This is a genomic window from Aminobacterium sp. MB27-C1 (assembly GCF_030908405.1).
Taxonomy (GTDB): Bacteria; Synergistota; Synergistia; order Synergistales; family Aminobacteriaceae; genus Aminobacterium.
Map to the genome: position 1 here is coordinate 2,375,145 of NZ_CP133089.1, position 12,936 is coordinate 2,388,080.

The 12,936-nt window shown below is 41.4% G+C and carries 10 protein-coding genes; 3 read left to right on the forward strand and 7 right to left on the reverse strand.

Annotated features, from left to right (window positions below; all coding sequences use genetic code 11):
* Positions 1-66: 66 nt before the first annotated feature.
* The 7 genes from RBH88_RS11405 to RBH88_RS11435 all read right to left on the reverse strand — a co-directional run bounded on the left by RBH88_RS11405 (position 67) and on the right by RBH88_RS11435 (position 10,241).
* Positions 67-1,275 (reverse strand): M20 family metallopeptidase, encoded by a 1,209-nt coding sequence (locus RBH88_RS11405; RefSeq protein ID WP_307879668.1) that lies wholly within the window; start codon positions 1,273-1,275, stop codon positions 67-69.
* A 139-nt stretch (positions 1,276-1,414) separates the two neighbouring features.
* Complete coding sequence (locus RBH88_RS11410; RefSeq protein ID WP_213692049.1) at positions 1,415-2,101, reverse strand: hypothetical protein; 687 nt, start codon at positions 2,099-2,101, stop codon at positions 1,415-1,417.
* A 19-nt stretch (positions 2,102-2,120) separates the two neighbouring features.
* Positions 2,121-2,852 carry a DUF5058 family protein gene (locus RBH88_RS11415; RefSeq protein ID WP_213690356.1) on the reverse strand — a complete coding sequence of 244 codons (732 nt, stop codon included), beginning with the start codon at positions 2,850-2,852 and terminating at the stop codon, positions 2,121-2,123.
* Positions 2,853-3,150: 298 nt separating this feature from the next.
* Positions 3,151-4,764: a PucR family transcriptional regulator gene (locus RBH88_RS11420; protein WP_213690357.1), complete on the reverse strand. Its 1,614-nt coding sequence runs from the start codon at positions 4,762-4,764 to the stop codon at positions 3,151-3,153.
* Between the two features lie 22 nt (positions 4,765-4,786).
* Positions 4,787-8,440, reverse strand: a complete 3,654-nt coding sequence (locus RBH88_RS11425) for a hypothetical protein (RefSeq protein WP_307879669.1) — start codon at positions 8,438-8,440, stop codon at positions 4,787-4,789.
* A gap of 284 nt (positions 8,441-8,724) precedes the next feature.
* Positions 8,725-9,510, reverse strand: a complete 786-nt coding sequence (locus RBH88_RS11430; RefSeq protein WP_213696143.1) for a thermonuclease family protein — start codon at positions 9,508-9,510, stop codon at positions 8,725-8,727.
* Positions 9,507-10,241 (reverse strand): Rossmann-like domain-containing protein, encoded by a 735-nt coding sequence (locus RBH88_RS11435; RefSeq protein ID WP_213691854.1) that lies wholly within the window; start codon positions 10,239-10,241, stop codon positions 9,507-9,509. The genes RBH88_RS11430 and RBH88_RS11435 overlap by 4 nt, the downstream gene beginning before the upstream one ends.
* Positions 10,242-10,332: 91 nt before the next feature.
* Between RBH88_RS11435 and rsmG the strand changes: the two genes are divergently transcribed.
* The 3 genes from rsmG to RBH88_RS11450 are packed head-to-tail and all read left to right on the forward strand — an operon-like array spanning position 10,333 to position 12,666.
* Positions 10,333-11,022: a 16S rRNA (guanine(527)-N(7))-methyltransferase RsmG gene (gene rsmG, locus RBH88_RS11440; protein ID WP_213696142.1), complete on the forward strand. Its 690-nt coding sequence runs from the start codon at positions 10,333-10,335 to the stop codon at positions 11,020-11,022.
* Between the two features lies 1 nt (position 11,023).
* Entirely contained in the window at positions 11,024-11,803 is a 780-nt protein-coding gene (locus RBH88_RS11445; RefSeq protein ID WP_213691856.1) for an AAA family ATPase, read from the forward strand.
* Positions 11,776-12,666, forward strand: a complete 891-nt coding sequence (locus tag RBH88_RS11450) for a ParB/RepB/Spo0J family partition protein (protein WP_213696078.1) — start codon at positions 11,776-11,778, stop codon at positions 12,664-12,666. The genes RBH88_RS11445 and RBH88_RS11450 overlap by 28 nt, the downstream gene beginning before the upstream one ends.
* Positions 12,667-12,936 lie beyond the last annotated feature (270 nt).

Sequence of the window (12,936 nt, forward strand, 5' to 3'; positions counted from 1 at the left end):
TGTAGAATACAGTATAGTTCGGATAAAAAAGAGGCAGGCTGTGTAAAGCCTGCCTGTAATCACTTTTTATTTATGGTTCTTCAGCCACTCCATAGCCATGGTGGACATTACAGCCGAACCAATCCACAATACGTCTTCGTCAACGGCGAAACGAGAGTTGTGGTGAGGATAGGTCTGTCCCTTCTCCTCGTTGCAGCTGGGGTGGAAGAAGAAGGTTCCGGGAACCTCTTCAAGGAAGAAGGCGATATCTTCTCCGCCCATGGAGGGATTCTTGATTTCCTTCACATGCTCTTCGCCAAGAATGGCTACGGCCACCTTGCGAAGCTCCTCTGTGACCTCGGCATTGTTGACGACTGGAGCTGGTCCTTCCCAGCCGTAGTGGAACTCGATGTCTCCACGCATGCCCTGAGCGACTGTACGGGCGATCTCTTCGATACGTGTTGCCAGGAATTTACGGGTATCGTTGGTGAGAGCGCGAACCGTTCCGCTGATACGGCACTCGCCGGGGATAACGTTGAAGGCTGTTCCTGCATGAATCTCACCGATGGAGATAACTGCGGGCTCTACAGGATTCATCTCACGGCTGACAATGGTCTGAAGTTCGCTGATAATCTGGCAGGCAATGCTGACAGGATCTATGGATCCGTGAGGATAGGCGCCGTGGCTGCCCTTCCCCTTCACGAGGAGCTCAAAGCGATCCATGCAGGCCATGATGCCGCTGTAATGATAGCCGATATCTCCAGGTTTGAAGTCTTCTTTCCAGATGGCTCCAGTGTGAAGGCCGACGAGGACGTCGGGACGTGGATTGTCGAGAGCGCCGTCGTCGAGCATACGTTTGGCTCCGCCGTATCCTTCCTTGCATCCCTCTTCGCCAGGCTGGAAGATGAACTTGACTGTTCCTTCAAGCTTGTCTTTATTGTCAGCCAGGATCTTGGCTGTGCCAAGGGCCATGGCTGTGTGGACATCATGTCCACAGGCGTGCATGCAACCATTCTTGGAGGCAAAGGGAAGATCTGTCTCTTCTTTGATGGGAAGACCGTCGCAATCGGCTCGGACGGCGAAAACCTTGCCAGGTTTTGCTCCTTCAAGTACGGCGACAACGCCGTGACCGGCTACACCCTTGCGATAGGGAATACCCATTTCGTCAAGACGGGCACAAATATAGGCCTCGGTCTGCACTGTATCCATCTGTGTCTCTGGCATCTGGTGCAGATCCCGTCTCCAGGCTACGATCTGTTCCTGCAACGCGAGTGCTTGTTCTTTCATGGTTTCCATAAGGGAAAACCCCCTTTATACGTTGGTAAATTGTGACGCATCACACACTCATGATACGTACCGTAACAAACAAAAGGCAACGAAAGAATCGCAGCGCTGCATCCTTCAAGGATGCGGCGCTGCGGTTGATGTTTAATTCCTAAAGCAGGCCCTTCTTGTAGAGAAGACGGCCTACTGCTATCGTTCCGAAAACGGAAGCAACGATAACAACCCAGGTCTTTGTGAGGTATGTTAAACCTACGGCAGGGGCTACAGTGTAAAGAAGCAGAGGAATAGCAAAACCAGCGACTGCCAATTTGGGATATTTCAGGGTGAACTGTCCAAAAACAGCACCGAAGATAGCGGCTACAGTGTACTGTTTAAAGGCGATAGCGATAGGTTCGGGGAAAATAGCCAAAAGAGCTGCTCCAGCGACAGCTGCCAATGTTGTGAAGAAAAGGTTGGTAACAACAGAACCTGATACACCGAGAGTAGAAATAATTTCAGCTTCAGGAGTTCCGGCTTCTACTCCAACAACTTCCTGAGCTACTGCGGAACAAGGCAAACGAAGGTTGCCGATATTTCCGCTCAAGAAGGAAATATATGTTCCTGTCAGACCGAGAACAGGATAGTATGAAACAGGTTCAACAACATAAAAAGCGCCGAAGATAGCTGCAATCATGCCCCATGACTTCAATGCTACAGAGATAGGAGGAAAAACGCCAAACTTCATATAGAGGTACAGGTTGGGTAAGAAGCACATAAGCATAGGAATCAATACAGTGACAACGCCTATTTTTATAACTGGTTTTTTCCATATATTTTCAAATTCGTCGTGAGATACCATAATGAGATCCCTCCTTCAACTAAACAAGAATGACGGCTACGGCCATTCCGATAAGCATGGCTATTCCGAGGGTATATTCTCTAAGCCAGGTCAGTTTCTTGGCAAGGGTCAACATCAAGACCATACCGAGAAGACCACCGATGGCTGCATAAAGAGGGCCGCCGCCACCAGCAGTACCAGCCTGAAGGCCCTTGAATCCAGCCATGATATTTCTGGAATTGAGGAATCCGAAGCAACCGAGCATGGCTCCACCAGAAACGATGGCAAGCCATTTGGCATCTCCACCGCCGATTTTTTCTCGAAGATCTTCGAGCTTGTGTGTAAACAGGGCTGTAACAAGAAGCCAGCCTGTTCCATTAATGGTCATGGTCCACCAAGAGGTAGCCAATGCCATCATATCGTAATCTGCAGAACCGAATTTGACACCGAGAGCCTCAGCTCCAACTGTTGCAGCGGTGAGCTCTGTGGGAGCAGCACCGATAATGGAAAGGCGGAGCCATGTGATAGGTCCACCGACAACGGACATCATACCAACCATAACGATAAAAACGGCAATAGAAGGACCAATAGCTGAAATGGCACCAGCACGAAGACCCTGAACACATTTTTCTCTGGGGAAACCGATCTGGTCTGCAGTTTTAAAAGAAAGGCGGATATACAGAAGAGACTGAATAAGAACTATAACTACGATTGCGATGGCAATAGCCCACACACCCCAGCCATTCGCTGCTTGAAGTACTGCTTCCGGCATAATAACACCTCCATTGAAGTATGAACAGTTTCATAGCGATTAAAACACTATTACACGCTCAATAGTTGTGAGTCTGAGTTGTCACCTCCTTAGTGTGCCTTCGATTAGATTATGATTAAATAAATTCGTTACATAAAGCCTAATGATGAAAAATTAATTTAGTTTTGATTTTCACGAAGTGATTCTATCTTGTAAAAGAGGGGGATTCATCGTTTCTGGCGTACAATAAAAATGATAATAATATGTCTTATAGATACAATAAAAAGAGTATTTTAGAACAGGAGAAACTAAAATACTATTATTTGTCAAGATATTTGTCCATGAGGTACAATTTTAATGAGAGCGCAACATTTAATCGTTGTTCACTGTCATAGACATCAAATTCCATAAGCTCGCAAATTTTTCTGAATCTATATTTTAAAGTGTTGTAATGTATAGACAGTTCTTCAGCGGCAGCTTTTAATTGCCAATTGCAACGAACTATGCTTTCTAAGGTTCCGACAAGTTGCGTTTTTTTATTTTTATCGTGCTCAATAAGTTTCCCAATATAGTCATAATAAAAATTTACAGCATCTTTTGTGTTGTAAAGATTGCCAAGAAGCTTGTAGACGCCTAAATCCTTCCAAAAGATTACATGTCCGGTTCCACACGTTTTGCGTATCATTTCGAGAGCTTTTCGAGCTTCATCGTAGCTTTGATAGCAACTGAAGATGCTGTCTTTTATGCTGCCAACACCCACTGTAACAGAGAATTTTGTTTTTTTAGCAACTTCTTGTTGCATTAAAGAAATGGTAGAGTATAGCTTTTTTTTGAAAGATTCATACTCTGTAAACGGCGATGGTAGTATGAAGGCAATGGAGTCGCTCATCTCTGCATACGGGATATTAGAAAATTTCATTTTTATCATTGATGTAGCAATGTAGTAAATTCGTTTTTTTATTTCTTCGAGATTTGCTACAGCTTCATCGATTTGTTTTGCCATTTCAAACTGATGTTTATAGTTATCTATATCAACAACTACGACAGTTTGAGGGCCGCGTAAATCCCAATTGAAGAGTTGGGCTCGGTTCCAGACTTCTTTTTCAAAGCGAACATTTTTTAACAAAATATCTTGAACAAACTCATCTCTATAGCGTTTCTCTGCTTCGCTTTTTGCTAGTTTTTTTTGTGTAGATATGAGAAGGGCTGATATGGCATGAGAAAGAGAGATCCCCCAGCTTTTTTGGATATCTTGGGCATCAACATCAAAAAAAAGGTAGCCGTAAATTTTATCCCCGATAGCTACAGGACGGTTGGGAATTTCTCTAATAAGTTGAGGGAGATTGGTCTCTTTGATAATTTCTACAAAAGCATCAGATTGAGCACAAAAATAGCTTTGCCCAAAAAATGTATCAATAAAGGCAATGTCTACGTGAATAAAATTGCGTAAGTTATTGAGGATAGGCTCGACTTCTTCTCCGTTCATAATAAGTTCAAAAAAAGATTGACTTACTTTTTCCGAAAAGCGGAGTTCTTGTGCTTGCGCATTGACTACTCGCGAAAGAACAGGATTGATAATATCGCTAAAAGCATAATCAATAGGAATATCAACAACTGGGAAGTGAAGACGATCGGCCGCTTCTTTAACGTTGGGAGGGAGTGTTTTTAAAAACCGCTCTAATTTAATGCCAATAGCTGCCATTCCACCCTGACTGAGGTATTCTATAATTCGCACCAAAGAATCAGGATCATCTTTTAAGATATATCCAGATGTAATAACAAATTCTCCACCATGTACCCATCGTTGTATGTCTGGAGCGTCAAGTACAGTTACTGTTGTGACATAGTTTGTATCTAATCCACTTTCTCCGGCGACGACTTTCATTCTATTCAATTCTGGAATGCGAAGCATTTGGCGGACTGTAATTCCCATAACAATTGTTGCCCCCTCTGAATTATTGTTGCGTGTCAGTAGTGCTATCTTGCGAATCTCCTTCAGAGGGAGTTGTGGAATCGTCTCCGCTCTCTCCGGGTTTTATGATTTGCTTAAGCAGGTTTTCCATAAGTTGTTTTTTCACCTGTTCTCCAGGGCTTAAAGAGTTATCTTTTCCCTCTCCCGTAGGGAAGGATAACTTTATTTTTATGTCATCAACTTTTTCCTTTTCTTTCTCATCAGAAAAAGTACTGTCAAAAGGAATAGGAGTTGATTGTATTGGTTGTGAAACTTTCAAATCGTACATTTTCATATCGTTCCATGTGCCTGCAAGTGTAAAGCTTGTCTCTCGAAAATCGCGTACTGAATATCCCCCAACCAGTCCGGAAAGAAATTTTTGGAGTAAGAGCGGATCTGTAATATTATCTCCGACGCTGATGAGTCCGCGGATTGCTCCTAAAAATGTATTTAATGCTTTTAAATTTATATCTCCCAAACATTTTAGAGAGATACTTTTATCTCCTATTCCTACAGTACCACTGGCTGTAAAATATCTGTATATGGTGTCGTCTGGATAGGCAGCGGCACGGCTTCCCGGAAGAAGATAAAAACTTTTTCCATCTACGTTAAAATTGGCGAGAATAGATCGATAACGAATTTCATCGGATGTGCTGATCTTCTTCACCAGGGGGAACCCGGAAAGAGCTCCCTCTGTAGCATAGAGAGAACCATTGCCGAATACTAATTTTAACTGACCGAGAGTCCCAGACACTTTAAGATTCAATGTTCCTATTCCTGAAACTTTTCCTGGAGCTGTTAACCAATCAGCCGAGGCCTTCTCAAGATTCATCCCTTCAAAGTTCATAGTGCTTTCCCAGCGAAATTTATGAGGATCAAAGGAACCCGAGATCTCTCCTTCGCTGTCATATGCATTCGCGCTTCCTTTCGCAATGGCAATCAACCCTTGCTGTGTTATTTCAAAAGGCAAGCTAAGCTGAGAGAGAGAGAACCCATATAATTTTACCTCAGGTGATGTAATGATACCTTCTCCGGTCATTCCTTCCTTGGTTATCATGCTGTCTAGAGACACGTGTAACGCTCCTGAAAAGTATGTTTCATTGTTGCCGTTTGCTGTTAATTTTTCTAGGGGTAAACCATCATCTGTTGTAGATAGTAAAATGTGCCATCCACTGGGATCAGGAGTAATTGTTCCATTAAGAGAAACCGGACATTTCTTATGAATCCCGGCAAGAGAAAAGGTAAGAAGGCCTTTTTCTTCTGGAAGGATAGAGAAAACGACATCGTTGAAGGAAAAATCCCCAACATGGACAACCGGCATAGAGGCTTTAGCATTAATTGAAGGTTTAGTAAAAGGCCCTGAAATTGAAATTTCTCCAGCTATCGTGCCGCCCACCGCTGTTTCTGGATACCAAGGTGCTATAAGCGTTTGTATATTAGTTGGAGGAACGTTGATATTAAGCATGATTCCATTTTCATAAGAAATATTTCCAGCAGCTGTTAAAATTGAATCTTCAAGAGCTGCCTCTGCTTTTTTAATCAATATCCCTTCCGTTGTGCTCTCTGTTTCCATGCTGAAGCGTTTAAACATAACGCCCATAACTGAAATATCTTCTCCCTCAAGAGATGCTGCTAACAAAGGAGTAGCGAGATTTCCTGATATTTTGAATGTACTAGAGATATTGCCTTCAAAAGAAGGCCAATGAGAAAGTTCTCTCGATACATTTGCAAGGTTGATTTTACGAAGCTCTCCGACCATTTGCATAGTAGGAACACTCTTTTCGAGAGAGATATCTCCAGCTAACGAGACGAGGCCGCCGAGTGCTCCTCCTTCCATTTTTTCTATCTTCAAATTCCCTTTTTCATACTGACCTGATAAAAAGATATTTTCAAGAGAAATATTTTCAAAAAGAGTCGCTTTTGTTGTTTCAGCACTGAAGGTAAGCTGCGGCTTTGAAAGTGGGCCGAAATATGCCCACGTAAGTGACAAAGGACCTTGCGCCTTTAATGTTTTTATAGAGGGCATGCTCTCTTCCAGAGAAGAAATTTCAAGACCCTTCCCTTCCCCCTTGAGGTCAATGAGAATCTCTTCTTCCGTGAAAAGATTAGAAAGAGTTCCCTGTCCAGATATGGAAGATTTCCCTAAAAGGGCATTGAAAGATGAAATTTTTGTCAGATTCCCTTGTTGTTCGAAGTCTAAAGAAATATTGTTAAGCAATGATCCATTAAAACGAATACGGTCAGAACGAAATTGTCCAGCGATGGAAAGAGAAGACGCAGGGCCTTTTATGGATATCATTCCCGAAGCGTCTCCCTCTAAACGTAGAGAATCAGATGTTTTAGAAATTTCACTAATACGTTTTAAATTTAGCCGATTAGTAGAAAAGGAAAGATCTAATAGTGTTTCTTCTTGAAGGGAGATTGTTCCTTGCCCATCAACAGGGGTTTTGTGCCATTCTCCTTGAGTTTGCAAAGATAGAGTGTTGTCGGGGTGAATTACAACTTCTCCATGAATGTTTTCAAGGGGAAAGCTTGAGACAATGGCGGATGGAGAAGAGAAACTGACGGATCCTTTCTCTGTTTGGCCTGTTATTACCAGATTTACATGCATTTTTTCAACATTTCCCTGAACGAAATCTAACCATGGAAAAACTTCGTACCACTTTGAAGTATGAAGATTTTCACCCAAAAGATCAAAGTGCACGCCTTGGTTTCGTGTCATACTAATAGAGCCGCTAACTGGAGATTCGAATATGTGTCCCTTTATATCAGTAAAACTGAGAGTTGTTCCATTCCAAGTCCAGAGACTTTTTGTTTTAGAAAGGAGAAAACCATCAAGATTAGCATTATCAATTGAAAGATTTCCCTCTACTACAAGATCAGGCCATTGTCCATGAATCATTAAGCTGGATGAGGCTTGTCCTGTAGCTATTACGTTTTCTTCTTTTGACAGGGCAGCAGATGCTTTTTGAAGGTCCGCCATATATAAAGATTCAATATTGCCGCTAAGAATAATTTCAGGAATTATACGCCCAGAAAGAACGATGCGGCTTTTCTGGCTTTTTGCAGTAAGATTCTGAATGAGAACGCTACTCTCCTCTGCTTTCCCAGATGCTTCTACTTGTACTGAAAGCGCATTAATATTGCCACGAGCTTTAACGTCAAAATCTCCATCTTTCAGAAGAAAGCGTCCTTTTTCTATGGCAATATTACCTAAATCGGATTTTTCTATAACTCCATCTTCCATACTTATATGAAGAGTACTAGGAAGAGAAAAATTCTTTTCCTCCTTTGAAGCAACGCTCAATGGGATAATATTATCTGCTGAAAAGAAAAACGATTCAAAGTGAAGAGAGCGTATCGTAGGATTTTTCGTCAAAAGAGAAAAAAGAGACGGTCTAACAAAAATAAGCGTAACCTTTCCAACAGGATTTTCTCGCGTGGAGAGTTCAGCATCATGTATAGTGAATCCAGAAAGGGGATTCCCTTCAATTGCTCCTATTGATAAAGAGTAAAGAGATTGAGATTCAGAAAACTCCTTTATAGCAGAACGAAAAGTTTTTGTGCCAAAATTAATCTGGCTGAACACATATATAAAGACAACACCTACGGTGAATATTGTCATTAAGGCAAGTAAAAGCCTATATTGTTTCTTCATAAATACACCTCAAATTTTTATCAAGCTGAAGTCAATGTTTACAATACCCTTTTATACAGAATTTGTCATCGGCCAGAGTACGTATGTAATACGATACTGATAATTCTAATTTTTCAGTTAAGAATTACCCACATATAGGGTGTAAAGTGTTCTTATATTGGTGTGGATAAGTGGATAAGTTAGTGGAAAAGTAGTGGATTTGTCAAGGGTTTTGTTGGATTTTATGGGGAATGTGGACAACTTATTCTCTTGTGGAGAGTTTTTTTCATGCCACTAGGAAGTTTTTAAGGTTTAATTAAAATTATCTGAGAAGGATCACTTAAAATGATTTCACTTCCTTTATAGCTACTGTATATTTTCCCCATAATAAGAATCTGATTTCCTTCGCGTAAAGAAAAATGGCGAAACCTATCCATATTGTTTCTATAGATAATAAGGGAAAAAGTTCCATCCTTAAAGAGCGTTCTGGATTGTGTTGTTGAAATATCTTTAATAGTAGCGGCAACAAGAATAAAATGTCCTCTTATGAAGGGCAAAAAGGTCCAGATCTCTTCTGGTGTGAATAATCGTCGTGAAGCTTTTTTCCACAATCCTACCTGTGTTTTCTTTGCTTCTGAACAAGCTTTCTGAATGGTATGAATATATTTTTCATTAGGAGCTATAACAAGTGGAAGTGCCAGTCCATTGCGTATAAGCTCCGCATTAATAAGTAAAAATCCTTGTTTATTTTTGCTCCAGATGTAGGCAAGGAGGCGGTTGTAACGATCTCTTTTTTCAATATCGAATTCAAGATATGCCTCTCCTGAAACTAGAAGTTCTCTGTTTCGTCGAAATGCTAATTCTCCAAGTTCTTCTTTTTTTCGCCGAGGGTGATGTATTTCAGGCGTATCAATAAGAAGATAACGTACTCGTTCAGACTTTCCGTCAGGCATTTGAACGACAATAGTATCTCCATCAATAACTTGCGTCACTACGACAGGAATCAAAGAGGAGCATGTTTGTGCACATAAATCGGAAGAGAAAAAAATAAGAAAAGCAATGCATAACGTAGTAATTTTTTTAAGGTTCATAGGAAATATACATTCCATGAAATGTCTCGACAAAGCATCGGGTGCCCGCCTGCAGATATATACTGTGTCACGTTCATTTCTTCAGTTGGGGATATTGTAGGTAGAATAAGATGTGTAATGCCTGCTTCTCGAAATAAGGATGGTAAACAGGGAAGGCCAGGCCCTTGTAAAAATATGCCTTTCATGTGACTAATATACGGTTGAATAAATGTAAACCACCTATTTCTGAAGGCTTCGGCCGTTAACCAACACCATTGACATGAAGGTAATTTTTCAGAAGCGGCATGTTCGGGAAAAATATCGGGAGCCTCACGTTGATTATCAAGAATAGACATATTCCATCCCCAATCTCTGAGATGAGGAATAAGGATTTTATCGTAACCAATGACGGCGACAGAGTCATTTTCTGGAATTCCTGCAATTGAATCAAGGGGAAGAGAGCATTTAGAAGCTGGTACAAGAGCAGAAACAATTGCAGAAGCAACTGCAAATTCTTGTGGATAAGGTGAGGCAAATAGAGAAACAAGACCGTGGGCAGATGAAGAAAGTAAATGACGCGTATGCTCTTCTCTAGTGTCGAGAGGAATCTTATCTCCAGGAGGAACCGTTCCTATTCCCACTCGCCCATCTCTAAGTCGAACAACGCTTGCATGCCAACCAAGCACAATACCTTCTATTGAAGAATCTTTTTCTTTTAATGCTTGAGCTATGAGTTTTTCAAAAAAGCGCACTCTCTTGCCTCCATTTCTAAATCAGTCTGCAGTATATATGCTATTCTATAATAATTATACTGTGTGTTCAGATAATGAGGAGGAAGGTTTTGTGGACTTGTATTGTAATGAAAATCTAGTTGCTGAAATAGCAGAAAGAAATCGCCCAATGCTTTTAAAATATATTGAGGGACTTGTCTCTTTTTCTGGACGGGTCCGTTTAACTGGTCCGCAAGATCCCGAGACCCTTTGGTCGGAACATATCGTAGATTGTCTTTATTCTGTTCCACTACTTCCTCCTGAAGGAAATATTATAGATGTTGGTACTGGAGGCGGACTTCCCGGTGTTGTCTGGGCAATTTGCAGACCCGACTTGACTATAACTCTTCTGGATAGCGTGCGAAAAAAGTGCAAAGCTTTGGAGGAGTTAACCGCTCTTTTAAAGCTGGAAAATGTTCGTATTGTATGCAGTAGAGCTGAAGAATATGCTCTAGAACGGAGAGAGCATTTTTCTCTAGCAGGTGCGAGAGCGGTTACAGGAACAGGTGTATTATTAGAATACCTCTCTCCTTTTGTCTCCTTGGGAGGAAAGGTTCTTGCGTTTAAGGGACCGTTGTATAAAGAAGAAATAGAACCTCTTAACGGAAAGGAAAAACGTTTAGGTCTTTCTGCCCCCTCTGTCTTCCCTTATTCTCTTAATGGAAAAGAACATTTCCTTTTAATATGGCAAAAGAAACAGCCATGTTCAAAGGAATTCCCAAGAAAAACTGGAATGGCAGAAAGGAAATTTTGGTGGAGGTGACATTGTGCTTTCTATAGCTGTAACGAACCAAAAAGGTGGCGTTGGCAAGACAACTACATGCATAAATCTTGCTGCAGAATTAGGACGATTGGGATATTCTGTTTTGGCTGTTGATATGGATCCTCAAGGTAATTGTAGCAGTGGTTTGGGCATTGAAGCTGACGCTGTCAATGTAAGCTTATACGATGTCCTTCTTGGCGGAGCATCTATCCAAGAGGCCCTTGTTGCTACTCCGTGGGAGGGCGTTTCGCTTCTTCCAGCTACAATTGACCTGGCAGGAGCAGAAGTGGAACTTGCATCTATTATTAGCCGTGAAACGTGTTTACGAAGACATATGGCTAAGCTTGATCACTATGATGTAGCTATTATCGATTGCCCCCCTTCTTTAGGTTTGTTGACAATTAATGCTCTTGTTGCTGCGCAAAAGTTGATAGTGCCTATTCAGTGTGAATATTATGCTTTAGAAGGCGTTGGTCAGCTTGCTAGAACAATAGGACTTGTTCGTGACTGCCTCAACCCTGACTTATCTATTGATGGGGTTCTTCTTACAATGTTTGATTCTCGAACACGTCTTGCCCACGATGTGGTAGAAGAGGTACGAAGGCAATTTGGGGAGATTGTTTTTTCTACTGTTATCCCTCGTAACGTAAAGCTATCAGAGGCACCAAGTTACGCCAAACCAATAACATACTACGAACCAGCCAGTACGGGGGCTCAGTCTTATACATTATTTTCCAGGGAGGTTGCGACACGATGGCTGCATCTAAAAACAAAGCGTTAGGACGAGGGCTTGGAGCTTTAATTCCAGGGGCTAGAGATAATGTAGAAAAAGGTACACATGATATAACAACACTTCCTCTATCTCTTCTTGAACCTAACGAAAATCAACCGCGAAAATCTTGGGATAAAGAAAAACTAGAGGCACTCGCTGATTCAATTCGTATGCATGGCATCATACAACCTCTTGTTGTACGTAAGCTTGAAAATAGTTATCAAATTGTTGCAGGAGAGCGTCGTTGGAGAGCTGCTCAAATAGCTGGACTACAGGAAGTTCCAGTCTTTTTCTTTGAGGGCACAGAGAAGGATGTTCAAGAAATTTCTCTCATAGAAAATATACAAAGGGAAGATCTTTCGCCAGTTGAAGTTGCTCGGGCTATTAAAGAGCTTTTAGATTCTTTTTCTTTAACCCAAGAAGATTTAGCACAGCGAATTGGTTGGAGTCGTACACTTCTTACGAATAAGTTGAGGTTATTGCAGCTTCCTGAAGAACTCCGAAATATGATAGATAGAGGAGAAATATCAGAAGGTCACGGTCGTACTCTTTTAGGGTTAGAGACTGAAAACCAGATGTTGGCATTAGCTCAAAGAGTTGTTCGAGACGGGATATCAGTTCGCAAATTAGAAGAAATGGTGAAGAAATTAAAAACGGATAGCCAAGAAAAAATTACTCCAGTAAAGCATCGTCCTCAAGAAGATTATCCTCAGTCGGTGCAATTAGTAACCCAAAAGCATGGTGTTAATATGAAAATTTCAGGTGCAGGTATAAAGAAAAGGTTATCTATAGAGGGTTTAACAATTTCACAAATAGAGATGTTAGCAAAACTTATAGAAGAATCAGCAGATATTTTATTTCCCGGGAAATAAATAGGAGGGGATTAAAATTCGTAAGGGGCAATCGGATCTTATTCTCTTTGGCAAGGTTATAGCTACAGCTTTGCTCATATCAGGTTATATTGTATTAGGGTATCTGATAGGCAAAAAGCTTGCCTCTATGGGATATCCGGATGCAACAATAATGTTGTGTGCAACATTAGGTGCTGCAATAGGGCTGTGGCAAGGTTGGTTGAACTTGCGGCAAATTTGGCAAAAAACGAAAAATGATAAACGCAACAAAAAGTAGACCACTTCACATAT